25 protein-coding genes are annotated in these 25,247 nt (G+C 61.7%); 11 read left to right on the forward strand and 14 right to left on the reverse strand.

Going from position 1 to position 25,247, the window contains the following annotated elements:
- Positions 1-51: 51 nt before the first annotated feature.
- From AC1MEK_RS20795 to AC1MEK_RS20825, 7 genes are all read right to left on the reverse strand, one after another.
- Positions 52-264, reverse strand: a complete 213-nt coding sequence (locus tag AC1MEK_RS20795; protein WP_480398153.1) for a YXWGXW repeat-containing protein — start codon at positions 262-264, stop codon at positions 52-54.
- Positions 265-353: 89 nt separating this feature from the next.
- Positions 354-827, reverse strand: a complete 474-nt coding sequence (locus tag AC1MEK_RS20800) for a periplasmic heavy metal sensor (protein WP_480398154.1) — start codon at positions 825-827, stop codon at positions 354-356.
- On the reverse strand, positions 824-1,258 hold the full coding sequence (locus tag AC1MEK_RS20805) for a hypothetical protein (RefSeq protein ID WP_480398155.1): 435 nt from the start codon (positions 1,256-1,258) through the stop codon (positions 824-826). Before AC1MEK_RS20805 ends, AC1MEK_RS20800 begins: the two co-directional genes overlap by 4 nt.
- Entirely contained in the window at positions 1,255-1,854 is a 600-nt protein-coding gene (locus tag AC1MEK_RS20810) for an RNA polymerase sigma factor (RefSeq protein WP_480398156.1), read from the reverse strand. Before AC1MEK_RS20810 ends, AC1MEK_RS20805 begins: the two co-directional genes overlap by 4 nt.
- Positions 1,855-1,974: 120 nt before the next feature.
- Positions 1,975-2,292 carry a YXWGXW repeat-containing protein gene (locus tag AC1MEK_RS20815; RefSeq protein ID WP_480398157.1) on the reverse strand — a complete coding sequence of 106 codons (318 nt, stop codon included), beginning with the start codon at positions 2,290-2,292 and terminating at the stop codon, positions 1,975-1,977.
- Between the two features lie 331 nt (positions 2,293-2,623).
- Positions 2,624-2,848, reverse strand: coding sequence for a DUF6555 family protein (locus tag AC1MEK_RS20820; RefSeq protein WP_480398158.1), 225 nt, complete (start codon positions 2,846-2,848; stop codon positions 2,624-2,626).
- 286 nt (positions 2,849-3,134) lie between these two features.
- Entirely contained in the window at positions 3,135-4,280 is a 1,146-nt protein-coding gene (locus tag AC1MEK_RS20825) for an aldose epimerase family protein (protein ID WP_480398159.1), read from the reverse strand.
- Positions 4,281-4,585: 305 nt separating this feature from the next.
- Here AC1MEK_RS20825 and AC1MEK_RS20830 point away from each other — a divergent pair, with 305 nt between their 5' ends.
- The 7 genes from AC1MEK_RS20830 to AC1MEK_RS20860 all read left to right on the forward strand — a co-directional run bounded on the left by AC1MEK_RS20830 (position 4,586) and on the right by AC1MEK_RS20860 (position 13,194).
- Entirely contained in the window at positions 4,586-5,278 is a 693-nt protein-coding gene (locus tag AC1MEK_RS20830) for a FadR/GntR family transcriptional regulator (RefSeq protein ID WP_480398160.1), read from the forward strand.
- A gap of 63 nt (positions 5,279-5,341) precedes the next feature.
- Positions 5,342-6,220: an SMP-30/gluconolactonase/LRE family protein gene (locus AC1MEK_RS20835; protein ID WP_480398161.1), complete on the forward strand. Its 879-nt coding sequence runs from the start codon at positions 5,342-5,344 to the stop codon at positions 6,218-6,220.
- A gap of 176 nt (positions 6,221-6,396) precedes the next feature.
- Positions 6,397-7,401, forward strand: a complete 1,005-nt coding sequence (locus tag AC1MEK_RS20840; RefSeq protein WP_480398162.1) for a substrate-binding domain-containing protein — start codon at positions 6,397-6,399, stop codon at positions 7,399-7,401.
- Between the two features lie 63 nt (positions 7,402-7,464).
- Positions 7,465-9,000, forward strand: a complete 1,536-nt coding sequence (araG, locus tag AC1MEK_RS20845) for an L-arabinose ABC transporter ATP-binding protein AraG (RefSeq protein WP_480398163.1) — start codon at positions 7,465-7,467, stop codon at positions 8,998-9,000.
- A gap of 39 nt (positions 9,001-9,039) precedes the next feature.
- Complete coding sequence (araH, locus tag AC1MEK_RS20850) at positions 9,040-10,005, forward strand: L-arabinose ABC transporter permease AraH (protein ID WP_480398164.1); 966 nt, start codon at positions 9,040-9,042, stop codon at positions 10,003-10,005.
- Between the two features lie 1,076 nt (positions 10,006-11,081).
- Positions 11,082-12,383 (forward strand): tricarballylate/proton symporter TcuC, encoded by a 1,302-nt coding sequence (gene tcuC, locus AC1MEK_RS20855; RefSeq protein ID WP_480398165.1) that lies wholly within the window; start codon positions 11,082-11,084, stop codon positions 12,381-12,383.
- Between the two features lie 31 nt (positions 12,384-12,414).
- The gene (locus AC1MEK_RS20860; RefSeq protein ID WP_480398166.1) at positions 12,415-13,194 is read left to right on the forward strand and encodes a substrate-binding domain-containing protein; all 780 of its coding nucleotides are present in this window, start codon (positions 12,415-12,417) and stop codon (positions 13,192-13,194) included.
- Here AC1MEK_RS20860 and AC1MEK_RS20865 read toward each other — a convergent pair.
- The 5 genes from AC1MEK_RS20865 to AC1MEK_RS20885 form a co-directional block, all read right to left on the reverse strand.
- Entirely contained in the window at positions 13,180-14,088 is a 909-nt protein-coding gene (locus tag AC1MEK_RS20865) for a LysR family transcriptional regulator (protein WP_480398167.1), read from the reverse strand. The genes AC1MEK_RS20860 and AC1MEK_RS20865 overlap by 15 nt on opposite strands.
- The gene (locus AC1MEK_RS20870; RefSeq protein WP_480398168.1) at positions 14,085-14,876 is read right to left on the reverse strand and encodes an ABC transporter permease; all 792 of its coding nucleotides are present in this window, start codon (positions 14,874-14,876) and stop codon (positions 14,085-14,087) included. The genes AC1MEK_RS20865 and AC1MEK_RS20870 overlap by 4 nt, the downstream gene beginning before the upstream one ends.
- Positions 14,873-15,526, reverse strand: coding sequence for an ABC transporter ATP-binding protein (locus tag AC1MEK_RS20875; RefSeq protein ID WP_480398169.1), 654 nt, complete (start codon positions 15,524-15,526; stop codon positions 14,873-14,875). The genes AC1MEK_RS20870 and AC1MEK_RS20875 overlap by 4 nt, the downstream gene beginning before the upstream one ends.
- A 231-nt stretch (positions 15,527-15,757) precedes the next feature.
- The gene (locus AC1MEK_RS20880; protein WP_480398170.1) at positions 15,758-16,948 is read right to left on the reverse strand and encodes an MFS transporter; all 1,191 of its coding nucleotides are present in this window, start codon (positions 16,946-16,948) and stop codon (positions 15,758-15,760) included.
- A gap of 114 nt (positions 16,949-17,062) precedes the next feature.
- The gene (locus AC1MEK_RS20885) at positions 17,063-17,959 is read right to left on the reverse strand and encodes a LysR family transcriptional regulator (RefSeq protein ID WP_480398171.1); all 897 of its coding nucleotides are present in this window, start codon (positions 17,957-17,959) and stop codon (positions 17,063-17,065) included.
- A gap of 125 nt (positions 17,960-18,084) precedes the next feature.
- Between AC1MEK_RS20885 and AC1MEK_RS20890 the strand changes: the two genes are divergently transcribed.
- Positions 18,085-18,948 carry an aldo/keto reductase family oxidoreductase gene (locus tag AC1MEK_RS20890; RefSeq protein WP_480398172.1) on the forward strand — a complete coding sequence of 288 codons (864 nt, stop codon included), beginning with the start codon at positions 18,085-18,087 and terminating at the stop codon, positions 18,946-18,948.
- 23 nt (positions 18,949-18,971) lie between these two features.
- On the opposite strand, the gene AC1MEK_RS20895 is transcribed toward AC1MEK_RS20890, so the two are convergent.
- Both AC1MEK_RS20895 and AC1MEK_RS20900 read right to left on the reverse strand, forming a co-directional pair.
- Positions 18,972-20,258: a CitMHS family transporter gene (locus tag AC1MEK_RS20895; protein WP_480398173.1), complete on the reverse strand. Its 1,287-nt coding sequence runs from the start codon at positions 20,256-20,258 to the stop codon at positions 18,972-18,974.
- A gap of 107 nt (positions 20,259-20,365) precedes the next feature.
- Positions 20,366-21,292, reverse strand: a complete 927-nt coding sequence (locus tag AC1MEK_RS20900; RefSeq protein WP_480398174.1) for an SMP-30/gluconolactonase/LRE family protein — start codon at positions 21,290-21,292, stop codon at positions 20,366-20,368.
- Positions 21,293-21,604: 312 nt separating this feature from the next.
- Here AC1MEK_RS20900 and AC1MEK_RS20905 point away from each other — a divergent pair, with 312 nt between their 5' ends.
- The 3 genes from AC1MEK_RS20905 (at position 21,605) to AC1MEK_RS20915 (ending at position 25,150) form a co-directional block, all read left to right on the forward strand.
- Complete coding sequence (locus AC1MEK_RS20905) at positions 21,605-22,546, forward strand: hydroxymethylglutaryl-CoA lyase (RefSeq protein ID WP_480398175.1); 942 nt, start codon at positions 21,605-21,607, stop codon at positions 22,544-22,546.
- On the forward strand, positions 22,543-23,742 hold the full coding sequence (locus AC1MEK_RS20910) for a CaiB/BaiF CoA transferase family protein (protein ID WP_480398176.1): 1,200 nt from the start codon (positions 22,543-22,545) through the stop codon (positions 23,740-23,742). Before AC1MEK_RS20905 ends, AC1MEK_RS20910 begins: the two co-directional genes overlap by 4 nt.
- 88 nt (positions 23,743-23,830) lie before the next feature.
- Positions 23,831-25,150, forward strand: a complete 1,320-nt coding sequence (locus AC1MEK_RS20915; RefSeq protein WP_480398177.1) for an MFS transporter — start codon at positions 23,831-23,833, stop codon at positions 25,148-25,150.
- Positions 25,151-25,247: the final 97 nt, after the last annotated feature.

A 25,247-nucleotide genomic window follows, 5' to 3' on the forward strand; every position in this document is an offset into this window, starting at 1 on the left:
TGCTAGCACGCCACCCGGACGCGACTTCGCCCGCTTGCAGGAGAGCGAAGATCAGTAACGACGCCAATGCCCGGGCATCCACAGCCACTGGTTGCCGGCCCAGCGGTAGTGCCCCGGTACCCACTGCGCGCCTGGTGCGAGCATGACCGGGACGACTTCCACTGGCGGTGGCGGGCGGCGCGGGTGAACCGGTTCGACGACGCAACCGGACAGCGTGATCGCGACCGCTGTGGCGAGTAATGCGGCTTTGCTGAATCGCAACATGTGGAATCCTTGTATCAAGCTGGCCCGCGCCTGATTGGTCGGGCGTACAAGGATTCAACGCAGTAACCGAAAAAATCCGTCGCCGGTTTTTACTCTTTCATCATTTTGCGAGGCGCGCCCTGGCGCTGGCCGGTCATTGCATCGGCCAGCTTCTGGCGTTCATCGACCGGCAGGGTCGCGGCGAAGTCCGCCAGGGTGGCGTCGACGCGGGTGCGCAGGCTGATGTCGGCAGTGCGCGCACGGTCCAGATCGGCGTCCAGGGCGTCCCGGTTCAGTGTCGGCGATTGCAGGCGCGTGATGACATCCAGATGGGCCTGGCGGCTGGCGGCAATCAGTGACTGGTTTTCCCTGCGGGTTTCGCGCAGCAGTCGGCGCAGTTGATGACGGCGCGCTTCAGGCAGTTGCGCCAACGCCTTGCGCAGACCGTGCTGGACCAGGGGTGCTGGCGGGTGCGCACGGCTGGACCATTGATACAGGCCGCCCGCCACGCCACCGATGAGAAAGACGTTGATCAGCACTGAAGCGATCAACCATTTTTTCAGCCCTCCCGGCGTCTGGCTCATTGATCGGCCTCCTCGGCGTCCAGGCCCAGTATCAGCTCCGCATCGGCGTGGTCGAACACACTGGGCAGCAGGTCGGGCGTGTTGGCCAGCGGCAAGGCAAGGGAAGCCACCAGCATGCCGGCAGCGATTCCGGCCAGGCCCGCGCCAACGAAGCCCAGGCGCGAAAGCCAGTCTGCATACCGGCTCCAGAACGACAGGCGTTCGGTGACAAACGCCGACGCCAACACGTCTCTGATCAGCCGTGGATCGGGCAGGGCGGCGCGATGGCTGTCCAGTTGACGATCCAGCCAGGCAGCGCGCTGGTATGCCTCGCGTGCCGTTGCGTCACCGGATTCCAGCATTGCGCGGGCATCCTCACGCTCAGCCATGGGCCAGCGCTTGAGATCGCCGCCGTAGGTGTCTGCAAGCCGGGCGAATCGTTCGGGCGTCATGGTTTTCCTCTCCCTGGGCTGGCCTTGCGCTGCTGTGACGGAGCAAGATCGGATGCGGCTAAATGAGTGCGCAAATTGCGCCTGGCGCGGGACAACAGGCTTTCCAGCGCCTCGACGCTGATTTGCATCAAGGCTGCGGCTTCGGTGTTTGACAGTTCCTGGTAATACTGCAAAACGATGGCCTCGCGCTGGCGGTCCGGCAATGCGGCCAGTGCGGCCGTCATTTGCGCGTGTTGCGCCTGAGTTTGCATTTCTTCGTCAGGTGACGGCGCGTTGTCCGGCACTTCGGCCAGAAAATGGTCATCGACCTGTAGCGTGTTCTTGCGGCTGCGCAGGCGGTCGTAGCAAAGGTTCAGCGCCACCCGGTGCAGCCAGGTGTCGAAGCGGGCCTGGCCGCTGCGCCAGCTGGCTGCGTGTTTCCATAGCCTGATAAAGCTTTCCTGCGCCACGTCACGGGCTTCTTCGGCGTCGCCCAGTAGGCGGCTGGCCAGCGCGAGAAGGCGCGGGAGCTTGCGTGACACCATCTCCTTGAAGGCCTGCGGTTCGTTGTTGCCGACGCGGGCCAATAGCTCAAGGTCCGGATCAGTTTCGTTCAATATGGCGTGTCTCGGTCCGGTTACTGGGGCAGCCACGTCATGGATCGGGGGCTGGCGGGGACAGGGCTGAAATATTCAGTAGCATCTACTGATACTACAGACCACATCCCCACCAATGGTTCAGCGCACCCAGCGACCTTGTACCCAATACCAGTTCGGGCCGCGTGCTACCCAGTGGCCTGGCTGCCAATGGGCGTTGGGGCGCATGCGCTGCCAGTGGCCGGGCGCCCAGACATAGGCGCGACCGTCCCAGCGCCAGTGGCCCTGATCCCAGGCATAACCTGGGCGTGCACCGGGCACCGGTTCCATGCGCATGGGCGGCGGGGCCTCGCGGATGATGATTTCCCGCGCGTCAACCGGCGCACTCGCCAGGGCTGCAAGGGCGACGGGAATGAGCAGGGCGTAGCGTAATCTGGCCAGAGATCGTGGGACCCTCATGACAACTCCTTCATGCCTGCACGCGAAAGTGGGTGCAGTTGAAGGGTTAAACGCAGGTGTCGCGGGAATCCGTCGACGGTTTCAAAGATTTTTTTTCCGCGCGATAGAGCACCGCTGAGGCTAGCGGTAGCCCCTATCGTCTTGATCGTCAAAAGGAAAATATGGAAAAAGTTGTCCACGGAAAAAGTGAATATGTCTGTGGATAACTCTCTGTAAGCCCTTGGGTACAAGGGCTTGGTTAGGATGGTCGATTAATGATCAGCTTTCTCAATGGCCACGATGCACTGGGCCAATTGTCAGGAAATGCTTAGAGGCAGCGAGTTGAGCTCGCTCAGGACTCGGCCCATTCCACATCCGTCAGGCCCAATTGCTCAGCTTTTGGTTTGCTGACTTTCGGCACCTTGTCAGAGCGATATTTGGGGATCTGCCCAAAGCCTGCATCCACCGACGCCCAGTGCCAAGCGGAGGCACTGTCCATGGTTTCGGCGCTGATGTAGAAGCTCTTGTATTTGCCATGCAGCAGATAATCGATTCTGAAATGCTTGTACTGTCCCACTCTCGTAAACCTCCCTATCAGTCGCTCTCACTTCACTGAGTCGCGACTGCCAGGAAAATTCAGTCGAATTAATTCTTTGAGTGCCAAACGGTTAGCGTTGGTACAGAAGGGTGGGTCGAGCGTTGCAGATGCAGGCAAATGGATGGATGTGCATCGGTGGGATCTGTAGGAGCGACCGGGGTGGCGCTCCACTTCATTCGCGAAGGTTTATCAGGCGACGCAGATGTGTCGACTGTATGCCCATTCGCGAATGAATTCGCTCCTACAGGTTTTGCGGGGGATGGTGTTACTTGCTCAGAAACTTGAACACCGTGGTCTGGCTATACGCCTTGCCCGGGTCCAGTCGCGTGGACGGGAAGCCCTTCTGGTTCGGCGCATCCGGATAGTGCTGGGTCTCCAGGGTGAAGGCGCCCCAGTGCGGGTAGATCTTGCCGGCCTTGCCCTTGACCGTGCCGTCCAGGAAGTTGCCGGTGTACAGCTGCACCCCGGGCTCGCTGGTGAACAATTGCAGGCGGCGCCCGGATTTCGGATCGCTGACATCGGCGGCCAGTGCGGCCACCTTGCCTTTGGTGTCCAGCACCCAGTTGAAGTCATAGCCGCCCTGGGTTGGTTCGGCGAACTTCAGTTGCGGATGATCCTCGCGAATGCGTTTGCCGAAGGCGACGGGCTTGAGGAAGTCCATCGGCGTGCCGGCTACCGGGGCGATTTCGCCGGTAGGAATCAGCTTCTCGTTGACCGGGGTGTAATGGCTGGCGTGGACGATGGCCACCTGATCGAGAATATCGCCGTTGCCCGCGCCCGCCAGGTTGAAGTAGCTGTGGTTGGTCAGGTTGAGCACCGTTGGTTTGTCGGTGGTGGCGTGGTACTGGATGCGCAGCTCGTTCTTGTCGTTGAGGCTGTAGGTCACTTCGGTTTTCAGGGTGCCGGGGAAGCCCATCTCGCCATCGGCCGAAACGTAGGTCAGTTTCACGCCGACCCAGCCCTTGTCCTTGACCTGCTCAGCTTTCCAGATCTGCTTGTCGAAGCCTTTGGTGCCGCCGTGCAGGGCGTTGGTCTTGTCGTTCTGCGGCACTTGATAGGACTTGCCGTCCAGGCTGAATTTGCCATCGGCCAGGCGGTTGCCGAAGCGGCCAATGGTGGCACCAAAGTAGGACGTGCCCTTGAGGTAGCCGTCCAGATCATCGAAGCCGAGCACCACGTCTTCGGTCTTGCCGTTTTTGTCCGGCACCAGCAGCGACTGCAGCGTGCCGCCGTAGGTGATCACGGTGGCCTGCATCCCCGAGCTGTTGCGCAGGGTGTATTTTTCCACCGTCGTGCCGTCCGGCATCTTGCCGAAGGCAGCGTGTTCGCTGGTCAGGCCCGTGGCGGCGTTGGCTTGCAGGGCGGCGGCCAGCAGTGTCAGTCCGATAGCAGGGATAAGCGTCTTCCTCATTGCGTCCTTCCTTTTTTGTTATAGGTGCAGTCAAAAGCGACAAGCCCCGAGCTGCACGTGGGTGAGGCCTTGGGATTTGCGTCTGTTTCGAGTATTCGTATGACTAAATTGGCGAGAAAAATCATTTATAGATCGAAAATGCTCGATTTAAAAATAAATTGTAATACTATTTAGTCAAGGTAGAGCTCGACACCGGTCGCGAATCAGGTTTAGACCAGCTTTTGCGGCTTGTACAGGCGTTTGACAGCCAATCATATGATGATTAGCCTCGATTTGCGGAAACGGCCGCAAAAAGGGGTAGGGCAATGAGCAACAGTTTTCACGCCTCGACCGTAGACCGCCTCGGCGCCTGGATTGCTCAGGGCAGTGTGCCGCCCGGGCAGGCGCTGAAGGTCGAAGCGGCGCTGGGCGAGGAGTTCGGGGTCAGCCGCACGGTAATTCGCGAGGCCATCAAGACGCTGGTGGCCAAGGGCATGCTGGAAGTCGGGCCCAAGGTCGGTACGCGGGTGTTGCCGGTGCGCAGCTGGAACCTGTTCGATCCGCAGGTGGTCGGCTGGTTGGCGGCCAAGGGTTTGCCCAAAAGCTTCGTGATGGATTTGCTGGACCTGCGCCGGGCCATCGAGCCCATGGCGGTGCGTTGGGCCTGTGAGCGAGCGACGCCTGCGCAGATTGCCGAGATTCAGGCAGCGTATGGCCTGCTGGCGGCCAGCGTGGCGGACATGGGCGATTACAACCACGCCGATCAACGCTTTCACGAGGCGGTGCTGGCGGCCAGCCATAACCAGTTCATCGAGCAGATGCTGCCGGCGCTGGGGGCTCTGCTGGCGATTTCCTTCGAGGTGTCCTCGGCGGTGCCGGGGGAGTTGGGGCGCACGCTGCCGCTGCACAAGGATCTGGCCGACGCGATTGCCACCCGCGACGCGGCGCGCGGGGTCTGGGCCTGCATGAGCCTGATCGAGAACGCCTGCGAGGTGATTTCCCGCTCGCTGAACGATTGAGCGTCAACTGCTGTTCAACCTATCGGGCCTGGCCCATCACAAGAATAAAAACAGGACATTGGCATGAAGTGGCAAGCTGTGTGTGACCTGCGATTCAAATTGGCCGAAGGGCCGTTCTGGGACGAGCTCCAGCAGACTCTGTACTGGGTGGACATCGCCGGATTTCGCGCCCTGCGCCTGCAAAACGGCCAGGTGCAGCACTGGCAATTCAAAGAGCCGGTTTCGGCATTCATTCCCACTACCCAAGGCGACGCATTGGTCACGCTGGCCAGTGGCGTGTATCGCCTGAATCTCGATTCCAGCGCCGATTCTCCCCAACTCACACTTTTCTGCATGGCCGATCCGCTGGAAGGCAATCGTGCCAACGAAGCGCGTTGCGACAGCCAGGGGCGGCTGTGGTTGGGCAGCATGCAGAACAACCTCGATGACAAGGGCGGCGACCTGCCTCTGGAGCGGCGTTCCGGCGGCTTGTTCCGGGTCGACGCCAGTGGCCAGGCCACACCGCTGCTGGGCGGGCAGGGCATCGTCAACACCTTGCTCTGGGCCGATGACGACAGTGCACTGCTGACCGCCGACAGCCTGGACGGCGTCATTTATCGCTACCCGATTCTGGCCGACGGCTCGCTGGGCGAACGGGGCATCTGGGCGGCGCAGCACGTGCGCGGCGTGCCCGACGGCTCGGCCATGGACGCCCAGGGCTACGTGTGGAACGCGCGCTGGGGCGGGCACTGCATCATTCGCTTCGCGCCGGATGGCAGCATCGATCGCATTGTCGAAGTGCCGCTCAGTCATCCCACCAGTTGCGTGTTCGGCGGCCCCGACATGAGCACCTTGTTCGTCACCAGTGCGCGTCCCGGCAGCGGTGCCCTGGAGCTGGACGGCTGCGTATTGAGCGTTGAGACCGGCATTCGCGGTCTGGCTTCGCAACGCTTTGCCGGTTGATGAAACAAGTGGAACGCAATGTCACAAGCAGGCGTGACACTCGGTTACATAGCCTGCATTGATAATATGATATGACTGTTTTCAGTCGAAACGATCGCCATGCCACGGCAATGCGCGGTCGCCACGACACTCACTGCTGGACGCTGTAGCTAGTCAATAAAAATAAGGAGTTAGCTATGTTGAGTCGCCACGGGATTCGTTCCCTGTGCTGTGCTGCTGTTGCCACCGCTATCGTTTCAATGAGCGGCGGCGCCCTCGCTGCCGACAAGGTCAAGATCGGTTTTCTGGTCAAGCAGGCTGAAGAGCCGTGGTTCCAGACCGAATGGCAGTTCGCCGAAAAGGCCGGCAAGGATCACGGCTTTGAAGTGATCAAGATCGCCGTACCTGACGGCGAGAAAACCCTCACCGCCATCGACAACCTCGCCGCAAACGGCGCCAAGGGCTTTGTCATCTGCCCGCCTGACGTATCTCTCGGCCCGGCCATCGTCGCCAAGGCCAAGGCCAACGACCTGAAAGTCATGGCCGTGGACGACCGTTTCGTCGACGCCAAGGGCAAGTTCATGGAAGACGTGCCGTATCTGGGCATGGCCGCGTTCGAAGTGGGCCAGAAGCAGGGCGCCGCCATGGCGACCGAGGCGCAGAATCGCAAGTGGGACTGGAAAGAAACCTACGCGATCATCAACACCTATAACGAACTGGACACTGGCAAGAAGCGCACCGACGGTTCGGTCGATGCCCTGAAAAAAGCCGGCCTGCCGGAAGACCACATTCTCTTCACCCCGCAGAAGACCCTCGACGTGCCCGGCAGCATGGACGCCACCAACGCGGCCCTGCCAAAACTGCCAAGCGGCGCGAAAAACCTGATCGTCGGCGGCATGAACGACAACACCGTGCTGGGTGGCGTGCGTGCGACCGCAGGCGCAGGCTTTGCCCCTGACAACGTGATCGGCATCGGCATCAATGGCACCGACGCCATCGACGAGCTGAAAAAACCGAAAAGCGGCTTCTTCGGCTCGATGCTGCCAAGCCCGGACAAAGAGGGTTACAACACCGCCCTGCAGATGTACGAGTGGGTTACTACTGGCAAGGAGCCGCCCAAATACACCGCCATGGATGACGTGACCCTGATCACCCGTGAGAACTTCAAGGACGTGCTGACCAAGATCGGTCTGTACAAATAACCCGCGGTCGTCATCGGCAAGGCCTCGCTCCACCGTTCGGTCGGGGCGAGGAGGAGGTGGTTCATGCAACAGGCTCCTGCAGCACACGCGCAACAATCCCCTACTGGCGGCAGTTTGCGTTTCAACGGCATCGGCAAGACTTTCCCAGGCGTGAAGGCGCTGTCCGATATCCATTTCGAAGCCCGGCCGGGCAGCGTGCACGCCCTGATGGGCGAGAACGGCGCGGGCAAGTCGACGCTGCTGAAGATTCTCGGCGGCTCGTACCAGCCCAACAGCGGCGACCTGCAGATCGGCGATCAGCACCTGGCGTTCAAATCCACCGCTGACAGCATCGCCGCCGGGGTGGCGGTGATTCACCAGGAGCTGCACCTGGTGCCGGAAATGTCGGTGGCGGAAAACCTGCTGCTGGGGCACATGCCCAATCGCTTCGGGCTGGTCAATCGCCGGGCGATGACGCGCCGCGCCCGCGAGCTGCTCAAGGGCCTGGCCGACGAGATCGACCCCGGCACACGCCTGGGCGACTTGTCACTGGGGCAACGGCAACTGGTGGAAATCGCCAAGGCCATGTCGCGCAACGCCCACGTCATCGCTTTCGACGAGCCCACCAGCAGCCTGTCGGCGCGTGAGATCGACCGCCTGATGGCGATCATCGTCAAACTGCGCGATGAGGGCCGGGTGATTCTCTACGTATCGCACCGCATGGAAGAAATCTTCCGGGTCTGTGATGCGGTAACGGTCTTCAAGGACGGACGTTTCGTACGCACCTTCGAGGACATGTCCGATCTGGACCACGACCGCCTGGTGACCTGCATGGTCGGTCGCGACATTCAGGACATCTACAACTATCGCCCTCGCCAGCAACAGGGGCCGAGCCTGCGCGTGACCGGCCTGTTGGGGCCGGGGCTGCAGGAGCCGGTCAGCTTCGCGGTTGAGAAGGGCGAAGTGCTGGGCTTCTTCGGCCTGGTCGGCGCCGGGCGCACCGAGCTGTTCCGCATCCTCTCGGGGCTGACCCGCAGCCAGGCCGGCACCCTGCAGCTGGACGGCAAGCCGCTGAATCTGCGATCGCCCCGCGATGCCATCGCCGCCGGGATCCTGCTGTGCCCCGAGGACCGCAAGAAAGAGGGCATCGTGCCGTTGTCCAGCGTGGCCGAGAACATCAATATCGGCGCGCGGCCCCGGCATGTGCACATGGGCTGCCTGATTCAGGGACGCTGGGAGCGCGACAACGCGAAACAGCAGATCCGCTCGATGAACGTCAAGACGCCATCGCCTGAGCAGCAGATCATGTTCCTCTCCGGCGGCAACCAGCAGAAGGCCATTCTGGGCCGCTGGCTGTCGATGCCGATGAAAGTGCTGCTGCTGGACGAGCCGACCCGCGGCATCGACATCGGCGCCAAATCCGAGATCTACCAGATCATCCACAACCTGGCCGCCGAAGGTATCGCGGTGATCGTGGTGTCCAGCGATCTGATGGAAGTCATGGGTATTTCCGACCGCATTCTGGTCATGAGCGAAGGCGCCATTACCGGCGAGCTGTCTCGCGACCAAGCCAATGAACAGAAGTTGCTGCAACTGGCACTGCCGCGCACGCGTGGCTGATAGCGGGTGCTGACCATGAAAAATAAAAACGAGGTGCGTATGTCTACCGAAACCAGCCTGACGGCTCCCCGCCAAGGCATGAACCTGCGTCGCTTCTTCGACGATTGGGCCATGCTGCTCGCCGCACTGGGCATCTTTGTGCTCTGTGCCTTGCTCATCGACAACTTCATGTCCCCGCTGAACATGCGTGGCCTGGGGCTGGCGATCTCCACCGTCGGCATCGCCGCCTGCACCATGCTGTTCTGCCTGGCGTCCGGGCATTTCGACCTGTCGGTCGGCTCGGTGCTGGCCTGCTCGGGGGTGATCGCCGGGATCGTGATTCGCGACACCGATAGCGTGTTTCTCGGCGTTTCAGCCGCGCTGGCGATGGGCCTGTTGGTGGGCCTGATCAACGGCATCGTAATCGCCAAGCTGCGGATCAACGCGCTGATCACCACGCTGGCGACGATGCAGATCGTCCGCGGCCTGGCCTACATCTTCTCCAACGGCAAGGCCGTGGGCGTGGGCGATGAAGGGTTCTTCGTGTTCGGCAACGGCCAGTTGTTCGGTGTGCCGGTGCCGATCCTGATCACCATCGTGTGTTTCGTGTTCTTTGGCTGGCTGCTGAATTACACCACCTACGGGCGTAATTCGCTGGCGATCGGTGGCAACCAGGAAGCAGCGTTGCTGGCGGGCGTGCATGTCGACCGGACCAAGATCATCATCTTCGCGGTGCACGGTCTGATCGGTGCGCTGGCAGGTGTGGTGCTGGCCTCGCGCATGACCTCGGGCCAGCCGATGATCGGCCAGGGCTTTGAGCTGACGGTGATTTCGGCGTGTGTGCTGGGCGGGGTGTCGCTCAGTGGCGGGATCGGGATGATTCGCCATGTGATCGCCGGTGTGCTGATTCTGGCGATCATCGAGAATGCGATGAATCTGAAGAATATCGATACGTTCTATCAGTATGTGATTCGCGGGACGATTCTGTTGCTGGCGGTGATTATTGATCGGTTGAAACGGCGGTGATCTGGGGTTAGGTGGGCTAGGTCAGGATCAAGATCAAGGTCAGGATCAAGGTCAAGATCAAGATCAAGAGCGTTCTTCCTAACGTCAGACCTGTTTCGACTTCGTCGAGTTACTTGGAAAAGACCCCCAAGTAACCAAGGGGTCTTGCTCCTGGTTTGGCCTCGACTTCGTCGAGGTTCCTTCACTCCGGTCCCGCTCCGTGGGCCCGGCGTGAAAGGGCCATCCATGGCCCACACGCCTCTCGCCGCATCCATGCGGCTCGACCCACTACGCGAGACCTGCGTTCAGCCTGCACCCAAGTCGCGATTGGTGGTGTCTGGGTGATTTGCGCTCGAAGATCAAAAGCAACGGCAACGGCAACGGCAACGGCAACGGCAACGGCAACGGCTGGGTGTTGTGCGATCTGCTTTTGATTCTGCCCGGAGGGCGTGGGAGCCCGGCTTGCCGGCGATCTGGCGCGCAGCGGCAGTAAAATCAGACGCCTTGGCCGTGTCAGGTAGATCGCGTGCACAGGATTTGCTGCCGGCTAGCGCCAGATCGCTGGCAAGGTCGAGCGCGACCCCGGCAGCTCCTACGGCCTCCGGCCAGAAGCAGATCGCGAACACCCACAAACGCGCATCCGCTTTTGATTTTGATCTTCGTACGCAAGTCTTCCAGACGACACAAATCGCGACTTGGGTGCAGGCTGAATGGAGGTCTCGCGCAGTGGGCCAAGCGGCAGGATGCCGCGCGAGGCGCGTGGGCCATGGATGGCCCATTCGCGCCGGGCCCACGGAGCGGGACCGGAGTGAAGGAAGTCTGACGAAGTCAGACCCAAACCAGGAGCAGGACACCTTGGTTACTTGGGTGTCTTTTCCAAGTAACTCGACGAAGTCGAAACAGATCTGACGTTAGGAAGAGCGCTCTTGATCTTGATCTTGATCTTGATCTTCAACGAACCGTCACAACCCCAATTGATAACCCCCACGCATCAATCGATGAAAACATAGCACTTATCGTTTCAAAGTGTGTCCAGCAAACTCCAGCCCATAAAAAGCGCCGCAAGGCACGTCACAAGATCGCTGGAGAACCTCCCCATGCCTGGCTCAGCCCATTCGCAGCCTCAATCCGCATCAAACAAAGCCGGCGCTGTATTTCGCGTCACCTCGGGCAATTTCCTCGAACAATTCGACTTCTTCCTGTTCGGCTTCTATGCCACCCAGATCGCCGCCGTGTTCTTCCCCGCATCCAGCGAATTCGCCTCGCTCATGATGACCTTCGCAGTGTTCGGCGCGGGCTTTCTCATGCGTCCGCTGGGCGCAATCGTGTTGGGCGCGTACATCGACGACGTGGGCCGGCGCAAAGGCCTGATCGTCACCCTGTCGATCATGGCCAGCGGCACCTTACTCATCGTCCTCGTGCCGGGCTACGCCAGCATCGGCCTGTGGGCGCCGGCGCTGGTGTTGCTCGGGCGGCTGCTGCAAGGCTTCTCCGCCGGAGCAGAGCTGGGCGGCGTTTCGGTGTACCTGGCAGAAATGGCCACCCCCGGCCGTAAGGGCTTCTACACCAGCTGGCAGTCGGGCAGCCAGCAAGTGGCGATCGTGGTCGCGGCGGCGCTGGGTTACGCACTCAATCAGTGGATGACACCCGCCGCTGTCGCCGACTGGGGCTGGCGGATTCCGTTTGCGGTCGGTTGCCTGATCGTGCCGTTCATCTTCGTGCTCCGTCACAACCTTCAGGAAACCGAAGAATTCGCCGCCCGCGCCCATCGTCCGACCATGAAGCAGGTGTTCGCCACCTTGCTGCAGAACTGGGGCGTGGTGCTGGCCGGGATGCTGATGGTGGCGATGACCACCACCGCGTTCTACCTGATCACCGTGTACGCGCCGACCTTCGGCAAGACCGTGCTCAACCTGAGCACCGCCGATGCCTTGCTGGTGACGCTGCTGGTGGGCGTGTCGAACTTCATCTGGCTGCCGATTGGCGGTGCGCTGAGTGACCGTTTCGGGCGCAAGCCGCTGCTGGTGGCGATGACCGTATTGACCATTTTCACCGCCTATCCGGCGCTGTCCTTCCTGGCCCAGGCGCCGAGCTTCGGCCACATGCTCGAAGTGCTGCTGTGGTTCTCCTGCCTGTACGGTCTGTACAACGGCGCGATGATTCCGGCACTGACCGAAATCATGCCGGTGGAAGTGCGCGTCGCCGGATTCTCCCTGGCCTACAGCCTGGCGACGGCGGTGTTCGGCGGCTTCACACCGGCGGTGTCGACCTGGCTGATTCACCTGACCGGCGACAAGGCTGCGCCGGCGTACTGGATGACCTTCGCCGCCGTCTGCGCCCTGTGCGCGACGCTGGTGCTGTACCGCAACCTGTCGGCCCGCGCGCAAGTCGCGGTCTGATTTCCTCCTTATAAAAGAACAAGGATTCGCCATGCACGCGATGTTCAAACAACTGGCTGCCGTGAGCCTGACTGCCCTGGCACTGAGCAGCACCCTGGCCCAGGCCGAAGAACTGAAAGTGATGACCTCCGGTGGCTTCACCGCCGCCTATAAACAGCTGGGCCCGCAATACGCGGCCGCCAGCGGCGACACGCTGCAGACCATCCTCGGCCCGTCCATGGGCAAGGCGCCCGAAGCCATCCCCAATCGCCTGGATCGGGGCGAGCACGCCGATGTGGTGATCATGGTCGGCTACGCGCTGGACGAGTTGATCAAGCAGGGCAAGGTCGACCCGGCCTCCCGCGTGGAACTGGCCGACTCGCGCATCGGCATGGTGGTCAAGCAGGGCGCCGCCAAGCCGGCCATCGGCACCGACGCCGAGCTCAAGAACGTGTTGCTCAAGGCCAAATCCGTGGCCTATTCGGACAGCGCCAGCGGCGTGTACATCGAGAAAGAACTGTTCAAGAAGCTCGGCATTCAGGACCAGGCCGGGCCTAAGGGCAAGATGATCGAGCGCATTCCGGTGGCGTCGGTGGTTGCCAATGGCGACTACGAAGTGGGCTTCCAGCAGGTCGCCGAATTGCTGCCGGTGCCGGGCGTGACCTTCGTCGGCAAGATTCCGGAGAACGTGCAGTCGGTGACCCGCTTTGCCGCCGGTATTCCGCGCAACGCCGAGCACCCGCAACAGGCCAAGGCGCTGCTCGACTACCTGGCGTCGCCCAAGGCCCAGACTGTGGTTCAGTCCACGGGCCTGGACTCAGTCCCGCGCTGATCGGATCGGCATCTCCCGCACCAGCTTTTCCAGCTCGATGGCCGCAGGCGTCAAGGTACGCCCGCGGCGCTTGATCAGCCCGACACTGCGCAGCACTTCGGGCTCGATCAGCGGCACGCTCACCAGGATCGGGTGAGGCGCCTGCGGCATCGCGATCGACGGCACGGCAGCCACTCCCAGACCCGCTTCCACCAGCCCGATCATGGTCGTCACATGCCGGGTCTCGCAGATACTCGGCTTGCGCGGATGCAGGCGCATCAACGCCTGATCCAGCACCAGCCGGTTGCCCGACGTCTTGTCGAGGCTGATGTAATCGTGCTCGTACATCTCTTCCCAACTCACTTGATCGCGCCCCGCCAGCGGGTGATCGCGACGACAGGCAACCACATAGCGCTCCTGCAGCAACAGTTCGAAATCCACTTCCGCCGCCAGGGTGCCGCTGAAACTCACGCCGAAATCCGCATCCCCCGACGCCACCGCACTGTTGACCTCGTTGGCGCTGGCGTCGAGCACCTTGACCTTGATCTTTGGGTACGCCTGATGAAACGCGCTGATCACCTGCGGCATGAAGTAATACGCCGCCGAGGGCACGCAGGCGATGGTCACGCTGCCCATGCGCGTCGATGCCACCTCGCTGATGCTCATCAGGGCGATGTCCAGATCGTCGAGCATGCGCTCCACCTGCGGCAGAAACGCCAGGCCCACGGTGGTCAGGCTGACCTTGCGCGTGGTGCGCTCGAACAGCTTAACGTTGAGCGCCGACTCGAGCTTTTCGATACGCCGGCTTAGCGCCGGCTGAGTGATGCGGATCGCGTCGGCCGCCTTGCGAAAACTGCCGTTCTCGACCACCGCGCGAAAGGCCTGCAGGTCATTCAGATCGAAATTGATGCTCATCGCGCCACTAGCCGGTGAATCATGAAACGGTGATCGGCCGAGAACAGCCGGCGAAAGGTCAGCAAGACCGCGCCCACCGTGCCCAGCGCCGAGCCTGCGGCGATCAGGAACATGATCATGATCTGATAACGCACGGCGTCCACCGGGTTTTCCCCGGCCAGCACCTGACCGGTCATCATCCCCGGCAGGCTGACGATGCCAACCACCGTCATCTGGTTCAGCGTCGGCATCATCCCCGCACGCACCGCCTGGCGCGCTGCCGACTGAGCCGCCTCCCAACGCGTACCGCCCAGCGCCAGAATCGCCTCGATCGTATTGCGCCCCGAAATCAGCTCCGAGGTCATGCGCTCGATGCCCAGCGACACCGCCGTCAGCGTATTGCCCAGAATCATCCCGAGAATCGGAATCGCATACTGCGGCTCATACCAGGGCCGGATGCGGATAATCACGAACAGCCCGATCGCCCCCACCAGCCACGAACTGCTCCACACCGCCGCGACACTGTCGACCAGTTGCCCGGCATAGGTCCGCTTGCCGCGACCCGCCGCCGACACCCCGGCAATCAGCGTCATCAGGCACATCAGCGGCAACACCACATACCAATGCGCGTTGGCGAACACCCAGCCCAGCAGGTAACCCACCGCCAGCAACTGCACCACCGTGCGGACCGAGGCCCAGAGCAACTTGCGCTCCAGATCCAGCTTGAGCAGCACCGACAACGCGCCATTGATCAAAATCAGCGCCGCCGCGATGCACAAATCAGTGGTCGACAGATTCTGGTAATTCACCGGCCTTCCTCCTGCTGCAACACACCCTTGTCCATCGTCAGATGCCGCGTACTCATTCGCTGCGCCTGCTGCGGATCGTGGGACACCCATATATACGCACGCGCCCCGTTCCCCGCGGCAAACCAATGCCCCACCAACCGCTCCACCGCCAACGCCGACTGCGGATCCAGCGCCGAGGTCGGCTCATCGAACAACATCACCTGCGGCGCCAACTGCAGCGCCCGCACCAACGCCACAATCTGCGCCTCACCCCCTGACAGATCCTGCACGTTCTTTTGCATGAATCCCGCTTCCTTGCCCGCCTGCGACAACAGATCCGTCGCGTGCTGCAGATCGAATGAACGCTTCTGCTGACTTTTCAGCGTGAACGGGAACCGCAGATTGTCCAGCACCGAACCCTCCACCAACGCCGGACGTTGCGCGACGTACGACACACAGGTGCGGTAGGCGGGGACCTTGTCGCTGGCAATCGGCTTGCCTTGCCACAACAACTCGCCCGAGCTTGGCGAATCGAGCAACGCCAGCGTGCGCAGGAAGACGCTTTTGCCCGAGCCCGAAGATCCCGTGATCGCGATCTGTGCGCCGGGGACGAGCGTGAAGTTGGTGGGTTGGAGCAGGGTGACCGTGCCGTTGGGGTCGAGGCGGCTCAAGTGCCGGGTTTCCAGCAAAGGCGCTGCGGATGGGGGAGTGGGGAGGGCACTCGGCGACACGGTGATTCCTTTTGGGCGGGCGGGGAAAACGTTGTGCATTATTGCCTAGTGCCGAACGCTGCACCACAGAACCGTAGCAGCACGGCTTGCCGGCGGGGACGTCCTTAATTTCGCCATCGCCGGCGAGCCGGACTGTTCCGAATAAAACCTGTACTTCGGGGCTTGAATCGCTCAACTCCGTGCAGGGTTATACAACCGCCGAACGGTCGTCCATCCGACTATGCCAAAGCCAACAAAATACATCGCCAACACATACTGATAATCGATCGTCGGCACGCTCACTGCCGCACTGACTATTGCGCCTGTTACGAATACGACGGTATTGAGGATCGACGAAGCCGCACCCGCCTGCTCTGGAAAGATCTCCATTGCACGCGAAGTGGCCGCAGGACGAGCGATGGTGGAGCCTGTCGTACAGATAAGCATCGGCAGTAAAAGGCTCAGAATACGGCCACCGTCTGCCGCAGTTAGCCAAAACAAAACCAGCCCAGCCAGCGCGATCAACAGCATGCCCAATTGCAGTTGCTGTTGATGACTCATCGATCGTTGCAAACGGCTGGCAACGGTCCCGCCGATGACATACGCCACACCGTACCCAAGCAGTACCCATGAGAACTCAAGCTGAGACAGTCCCAAGCCTTGCAGAAAGATGAGCGGAGAGATGGCGATAAAGGAAAAGTGGCAAGCAAACGCAATCGCAGCAATCAGCGAAAAGCCCATGAATCGCGCATTCGATACGATCGCCGCAGACGGTCTCCAGAGCTCGTCTTCTGAAGGCGCTACCCTCGAATCTTGTAATACCCGCGCAGCATGAACAAGCACCAAACCGGCAATGATCGCGAACAGATAAAAGCTCCCCGTCCAGCCAAAAACGCTCTCCAGCAACGTCCCGAACAGCGGAGAAAGCGAAAGGAACACCCCACTCGCCGTCGTCATCAGAATCCGCATCCGTTCCCGCTGCTCACCCACAAATACATCCTGAACCAGCGCGTTGCTCAACACGAAACACCCGCATCCCACCGCCTGAATGCAGCGAAAGAACATGAAGCCGGAAAACTCCACGGCATTCGCGCACCCCACGGCTCCAGCGATGGACACGACCATACCGGTGATCAGTAGGCGCTTGCGCCCAAGCCGGTCCGAGAGCGGGCCCAGCAGTAACTGGGAGATGGCAAACCCCACCGCAAAGACGCTGACCGAAAGCGCGATGTTCTCGGCAGGCGTATTGAAGTGCGCGGCAATGGCGGGAAAAGAGGGGAGGATGACGTCCAGCGGAAAGACGCCCAGTAGGACCATCATCAGCAGCAGAAAACGTATCGAACTGTGTTCAGGCGCAAGGGAAGTGCTTTCCAGGTTTTTCATGCTTCTGCCTCGCTGGCGTGTGCCAGAAAATTTCCGATGGCAGAAGGTCAGGTTTTCCCGCGAGCACATCAATAAACATTGCCGTCGGACTGTTCCTGAAAATCCGTAGTCCGTTTACATGGCTTTGATGAACGCCACAAACGCCCTCAACGGCGAAGGCAAATACCGCCGTCCCGGGTAATAAAGAAACGGCCCATTAAAACTTTGCCACCAAGGCTCAAGAATCGGCTCCAGCGCGCCGCTGTCCAGATGCGGTTTCAGCCAGTCTTCAAACAGGTGAACGACCCCCAACCCATCCACTGCCGCCTGCACCGCCAGGTCCACACCTCCTGCGATGTTCACCAGCAACGGCCCCGTGGGATCGACTCGGATCACTTCGTCATCCCGTTCGTATTCCCACAGGGGCATGTTGCCGCTGGGGAATTTGCCGCGCAGGCACGCATGGTCGAGCAGGTCGCGAGGGTGTTCGGGGCGGCCGTGGGCGTCGAGGTAGGCGGGGGAGGCGGCGGTGGCGAAGCGTTGCAGCCTTGGGCCGATGGGCACTGCGATCATGTCTTGTTCCAGACGTTCGTCGTAGCGGATGCCGGCGTCGCAACCCGCGGCGAGCATGTCGACGAAGCTTTCTTCGACGGTGATTTCCAGGCGGATGTCGGGGTGGGCCTTCAAGAAGGGCGTGACGATGTCGGGCAGGACCAGGCGTGCGGCGCTGGCGGGGACGTTGAGTTTGAGGGTACCGGAGGGGCGGTCGCGGAAGTCGTTGACCACGTCCAGCGCCGATTCGACTTCGCCCAGGGCGGGGACGATGCGCTCCATCAGGCGGGTGCCAGCTTCGGTCGGCACCACGCTGCGGGTGGTGCGGTTGAGCAGACGTACGCCCAGTTGCGCTTCGAGCCGCCGCAGCGCGTCGCTCAGGCTGGAGGCCGATTTGCCGCTGGCTCGCGCGCCTTCACGAAAGCCGCCGGCTTTGACCACGGCCACGAAGGCCAGCAAATCCTGAATGTCTGCTGCCATGAGTCACCACCCTTGCGCGTCTGGATTGTTCGATCAGCCGTACAGCCCGTGCCGATTGCACCCGATTATCAGCGCAGTGGTCAACGGCTAGAGTGGTTGCACTCACTTTGAAAGAGGCGAACGACATGAGCAACGCAGACAAGGCAGGCACCTTTTCCATCGGCGACCGAGTGGTCAATCGGCTGGGTTACGGCGCGATGCAACTGGCAGGGCCGGGTGTGTTTGGGCCGCCCAAGGATCATCAGGCGGCGCTCGCGGTGTTGCGCGAGGCACTGGCGCTGGGCGTGAACCATATCGACACCTCGGATTTCTATGGCCCGCATGTCACCAACCGTTTGATCCGCGAGGCGCTGCATCCCTACGTCGATGGCCTGACCATCGTCACCAAGGTGGGCGCGGTGCGTGGCGATGACGCGTCCTGGAACCCGGCGCACAGCCCGGCGCAGCTTACGCAGGCGGTGCACGACAACCTGCGCAATCTGGGGCTGGACGTGCTGGATGTGGTGAACCTGCGGGCCTGGGGCAACCTGCATTCGCCGGGCGAGGAGTCGATTGAAGAGCAGTTCACGGCGCTGGCTGAGTTGCAGCAGCAAGGGCTGATTCGGCATCTGGGGCTTTCCAATGTCAGCTCGGCGCAGGTTAAGGAAGCGCAGCGCATCGCCAAGGTGGTGTGCGTGCAGAACCACTACAACCTGTCCCACCGCGACGACGAGCCGCTGATTGCCGAGCTGCGCACCCAGGGCATCGCCTATGTGCCGTTCTTCCCGCTGGGCGGGTTCACGCCGTTGCAGTCGCAGGTGCTGGCCAGCGTCGCCGAGCGCATGGGCGCGTCGCAGCTGGTGGTGGCGCTGGCCTGGCTGCTGCAGCGTTCGCCGAACATTCTGCTGATTCCGGGGACGTCATCGGTGGCGCATCTGCGTGAGAACGTCAGCGCTGCCGGATTGCAGATTCCGGCAGAGCTGCTGGCTGAGCTGGACGGTGTGGTCTGACGATTGGCAACGGCAGGGGCGGCTCAGTTGTACACCGTGATCGCCCCGACGCCGATGGCCGCGAGCAGCATCACCAGCACGGTGCCGAAGGTCCACTTCAGCGACACCCGCTGGTTGTCGCCGTAGTCGATGTCCAGCAGGCCGCACAACAGGTAGGTCGAGGCCACCAGCGGGCTGAGCAGGTGCACGGGCTGGCCGATCAGCGAGGCGATGGCCATTTCATGGGGGCCGATGCCGTAATGGGCGGCGGTCTGCGCGAGGATCGGCAGCACGCCGAAGTAGAACGCGTCGTTGGTCAGCACGTAGGTGAAGGGCATGCTCAGCAGCGCGGTAATCACTGACATGCAGTGCCCGGCCTGTTGCGGCAAGAGGGTGACCAGGTTGTCGGAGATGGCCTTGATCATCCCGGTGCCGCCCATGATGCCGACGAAAATCCCGGCGGCGAAGATCAGCAGGGTCACGGCCATGACGTTGTCGGCGTGGCGGCCGATGACTTCCTTCTGCTGTTTGAGGGTCGGGTAATTGATCAGGCAGCCCAGCCCGAACGCCACCATGAACAGGATCGGCAGCGGCATCAGGTTGAGCATCATGCAGGTGACCAGGGTGATGGTCAGCACCACGTTGAACAGGAATTTCGGGTCGTTCAGGCGGATGTGCGCGTAGCCTTCCAGCACTTTTTCCTCACTGACGCTGACGATGCCCAGGCGCCGGTATTCCATACGTCCCAGCCACCACGCGGCGAAGATCACCCACGCGCCACCGGCGATCATGATCGGCACCATTTGCAGGAACAGCTCGGTGATATCGACGTGCATGGCGCTGGCGGCGCGGGAGAACGGCCCGGCCCAAGGCAGGATGTTCATCACGCCGATGGACAGCAACAGCACCGTGGCCATGACTTGCAGGCGAATGCCGGTCAGCCGATACAGCGGCAGAAAGGCCGCGGTGGCGATGATGTAGGTGGTGGCGCCGTCGCCATCCAGGCCCACGCACAAACCCAGCACGGCGGTGCCGACCACGATCTTGCGCGGGTCGCCCTTGACCAGCCTCAGCAGGATCTTGATCAGCGGGTTGAACAGGCCGGCGTCGGTCATCATGCAGAAGTACAGGATCGCGAAGGTCAGCATGATGCCGGTGGGGGCGAGCATCTTCACGCCGTCGTACATCATCGCGCCCAGTTGCGTGGCGAAGCCGCCCAGGCAACCGAACACGATCGGCACCAGCAGCAGGGCGACCAGCGGCGAGAGGCGCTTGCTCATGATCAGGTACATGAAGCAGGCGATCATGGCGTAGCTGAGAAAGATCAACATGGGTTTCCCTTTTATTGGTTTTGTAAGGGGGCGGCAGTGGCTGCACGCTTTTTACAGGGCGAGCGAAACCCGTGCGCGTGGCGCACAGGCATGCAAGTCCATCGGCTCTAGCTGTGAGAGAACATCGGCTGGCCGCTGTGTGGCAGGTCGGCCACCAGGATCGAGCCCGTCGAGGAATCGGTGATGAACAGCTGGCGATTGCCTTCGCCGCCAAAGGCCAGGTTGGTCAGCGTGCGGCCTTCGGTGCAGGAGCGGATGCGGTACAGCGGCACCGCGTGAGGGTCGAACACCCAGACGCAGGCGTTACCGGCGTCGCACACATACAGGTTGCCCTCGCTGTCCAGCGCCATGCCGTCGGCGCCACTGACACCGCCCGCCATTGCGGTGAAAATACCGACCTTGCTGGTGCCGCCATCGGCCTGGATCGGCAGGCGCCACACTGCATTGCCGCGAGTCATCGCCACGAACAGCGAGCCCTGGGCGCGGTCCATGACCAGGCCGTTGGGGCTCGGGCCGTTGTCGATCAGGCGGGTCAGAATCTGCTTTTCCAGGTCGTAGGCATAGACGCGGCCGGTCGGGTCCTGCTGGCCGGTCTGGCCCTGATCGGTGAAGTAGAGTTTGCCCTTGGCATCGAAAAACAGATCGTTGACGCCCTTGAAGCCTTCGCTGCGGCTGTGGGTGAGGAAGGGCGTGACTGTGCCGGTGTCAGGGTCCAGGGTGAGGATGCCCTGTTTGTAATCGGCGATGAAAATGCGGCCGTCGCGGTGTATTTTCAGGCCGTTGGGCCAGCCATCGTATTGCGCCACCAGCGTCCACTGACCTTGGGGATCGATGCGCAGGATGCGGCCGTAGGGAATGTCGGTGACGTACAGGTTGCCGTCGCGGTCGAACGACGGGCCTTCCAGAAAGCTTCTGACCTTCTGCCCGGGCTTGTTGGCGCGAACCCAGTCGGAGTCGCCGTCTTTGAAGAAATGTTCCGGCAGCGTGGTGAACACGCGCGTCGGCAGATCGCGAGGCGGGGCATACAAACTCACAGGATCAGCTCCTACAGGGCGAAGGGAGTCATCGATCTTGCCGGTGACGAAGCCGTTTCGCTATGTTGTTATTGTTCTATCAGATAGAACGTTGTGTTTTCTGATAGAACAAATGTCGACTGATTTTTTTCAGCTGTCAACCCGCCGGTTTTCGCTTTCATCTCTGACCTACCTCCTCGTGCTCCTGGTTAACCGCCGGTCAGCCTGCTCATTCACGCCTCGTTGACAGGGCCCAATAATCGGCTCATTCTAATTTCAGAACAGTGTTCTGCTAGATAGAACAATCGCAATTCAACACCCGGAGACCCGGCGATGAACCCTAATAACAACCTGGACATTCTGATCAGCGAGGTCGGCCCCCGTGACGGCCTGCAAAGCGTCAGCACGACGATGCCGACGGCGCTGAAACTCAAATGGCTGACCGCGCTGGCCGACGCCGGGCTGCGCGAGATCGAAGTCGGCTCCTTCGTGTCACCCAAGCTGCTGCCCCAGATGGCCGACGCCGCTGAACTGGTCGCTCATCTGCGCCAGCGTTCCGACGTGTTCGTCACCGCGCTGGTGCCGAACCTCAAGGGCGCCGAAGCGGCGTTTAACGCCGGGGTGCAGAAAATCACGATGCCGATTTCCGTCAGCGAGCCGCATTCGCTGGCCAACATTCGCAAGACTCATCAGCAGGTGTACGACGAAGTGCGTGCGGTGCTGGCGCTGCGCAACGAGCGCTTTCCCCATGTCGAGGTCGAATCCGGGCTGTCCACGGTGTTCGGTTGCACGATTCAAGGCGAAGTGCCGGAAGACGATGTACTGCGCATGGCTCTGACCATGGTCGAACTGGGTGTCGATGAAGTCGGCCTGGCCGACACCGTCGGTTACGCCAACCCGGCCCAGGTGCGCCGCGTGTTCACCCGCCTGCGCAATGAGATCGGTGAAAAAGCCGGTAGCGCGCATTTCCATAACACCCGTGGCCAGGGCCTGGCGAACGTGGTGGCGGCGCTGGAGGTGGGCGTTACCACCATCGATGCCTCACAAGGTGGTATCGGCGGTTGCCCCTACGCGCCGGGCGCGTCGGGCAATATCGTCACCGAGGACCTGGTCTACCTGCTCGAATCCATGGGCCTGCGCACGGGGGTGGACATCGACCGTTTGGTCGCCGCCCGCGAGTGGCTGGTTCAGGGGTTGCCCGGCGAGCCGTTGTACGGGTTCGTGCCTGATGCCGGAGTGGGCAAGAACTTCCATTACGCAGGAGGTGCACGATGAGCCTGCTCAACGAGAACCTGCAGGCGCTGCCGCTGGCCGGTGTGCGCGTGGTGGAGTTCGTGCACATGGTCATGGGCCCGACCTGCGGCCTGGTGCTGGCGGACTTGGGCGCCGAAGTGATCAAGGTCGAGCCGGTGCCCGAAGGTGACAACACCCGGCGCCTGACCGGTTCCGGCGCGGGTTACTGGATGACCTACAACCGCAACAAGAAGAGCTTCGCTGTCGACGTCAAGACGCCGGAAGGCATGGCCGCGGTGCGCAAGCTGATCGAAAGCGCCGACGTGGTCACGGAGAACTTCCGCCCCGGCGCCATGGAAAAACTCGGCCTGGGCTTTGATCAGGTCAAGGCGATCAAGCCGGACATCATCTACAGCTCGATGAAGGGCTTCCTGCCCGGCCCTTACGAACAGCGCACGGCGCTGGACGAGGTGGTTCAGATGATGACCGGCCTGGCCTACATGACCGGCCCGGAAGGTCGACCGCTGCGCGCCGGGGCTTCGGTCAACGATGTGATGGGCGGGATGTTCAGCGCCATTTCCATCCTCGCCGCGCTGTTGCAACGCAAGAGCACGGGCGAAGGCCAGTTCGTGCAGACCGGGCTGTTCGAGAACTCGGCCTTTCTGGTCGGCCAGCACATGATGCAGATGGCGACCACCGGCAAACCGGCCGCGCCGATGCCCAGCCGTTTGTCTGCCTGGGCCATCTACGACGTGTTCGACACCCAGGGCGGCGAGCAGGTCTTCATGGGCGTGGTCAGCGACAGCCAGTGGCTGAGTTTCTGCCAGCACTTCGGCTTCGACGAGCTGGGCCGCGATCCTGAATTGGCCAAGAACACCCAGCGTGTACAGGCCCGGGCGAGGATCTTGCCGCAGGTCCGCGAGCGCCTGGCGCAGCTGGACAAGCAGCAGGTCATGGCGATGTGTGAAAAGGCCGGGCTGCCGTTCTCGCCGATCCAGCGCCCGCAGGATCTGTTCGAGGACCCGCATTTGAATGAGTCCGGTGGCCTGGCGCATCTGGCGCTGGAGAGTGGCGAGCAGGTCAAGGTGCCGATGTTGCCGTTCGAGATGAATGGTCGGCGTTTTGATGCCCGCCTGAACGTGCCGCAACTGGGCAGCCATTCTGCCGAGTTGCTGGCGCAGATGGGCTACGCGTCGGGTGATATCGACGCCTTGCGCGCGCGTGGGATCGTGCGCTGACGACCGCTGGAAGGGACGCCTGAATCAAGCCGCTGACGGCCATTTCCCGCCGTCAGTCCTATAAAAATAAATGTTGAGGAAAACCGTCATGGCAATCGTCACGACACCCCCGCACAGCCGCGAAGCCAGCAGCGTGCGACCCCTGGATGCCGAGCAGACCCGCATCTTGCACAAGGCTGCCTGGCGACTGATTCCGTTACTGGCGCTGGCCTACTTTTTCAACTACCTGGACCGCACCAGCGTCGGTTACGCCGCCCTGCAGATGACCGAGCAACTAGGCCTTACCGCCACTCAGTTCGGCTTGGGCGCGGGCATCATGTTTTTCGGTTACTGCCTGTGCGAAGTGCCGAGCAATCTCGCGATGTACCGTTTTGGCGCGCGGTTGTGGATGGCGCGGATCATGATCACCTGGGGCCTGGCTGCCGCCGCGACCGCCATGATCGTCGGGCCGTACAGTTTCTATGTGGTGCGCCTGATCCTGGGCATTGCCGAGGCCGGTTTCTTCCCCGGCGTGATCTTCTTCCTGACCCTGTGGTTTCCGGCGCAGTACCGCACGCGGGTGCTGGCCTGGTTCACCGTGGCCACGCCGATTTCCTTTCTGGTGGGCGGGCCGCTGTCGGTCTGGCTGCTGCAGATGCACGGCATTCTGGGGCTGGCGGGCTGGCAGTGGATGTTCCTGATCGAGGGCATTCCAGCGTGCATCCTCGGCCTGATCACCTTGAAAGTGCTGACCAACCATCCGGCCGAAGCCAAGTGGCTGACCGACAGTGAGCGTCAGGTGCTGACCGGCATGCTCGCCGAGGAACAAAGCCGCGGCCAGCACAGCCACGGCTTCAAGGCCGCGCTGAAGGACCCGCGTGTGTGGATCCTCAGCTCGATCACTTTCAGTTTCACCCTCGGTTCCTACGGCATCGGCATCTGGCTGCCACAAATGCTCAAGGCCCATGGCGTCGAAGTCAGCATGATCGGTTGGGTGGCGGCGATTCCGTATTTCTTCTCCACCATTGCGCTTCTGGTCTGGGCCAAACACGTGGACCGCACCGGTAAAGGGATTTTCAACCTGACCCTGGCGATGTTGCTGGCGGGCCTGGCACTGCTGCTGGCGCTGCAGATGAACGCGCTGGTGCCGGCACTGGCCGGTATCACCATGGCGCTGATCGGCACCATCGCCGGCAAGACCATCTTCTACACCTTGCCGGGCAAGTTCCTGCGCGGGCAGGCGGCTGCGGGCGGCATTGCGCTGATCAACTCGATCGGTGCGTTCGGTGGTTTCGTCGGGCCGTACCTGATGGGCTTTCTCAAGGACTACACCGGCTCGTTCACCGCAGGCCTCGCAGTGATGGGCTGCATCATGTTCGTGGCAGCGGCGATGGTGATGTCGTTACGTCTTTTCCTGCGGGAGGAATGACGCTGAGTGCGTAGTTTTTTCAGAAGGTATCTTGCGCCTCTGATATTGTCTTGCGTGCGCTGGCGTGGTCGGTAAACCCGCCCGCGCCCGCAAGCGA

Source organism: Pseudomonas sp. 2 (assembly GCF_056627435.1).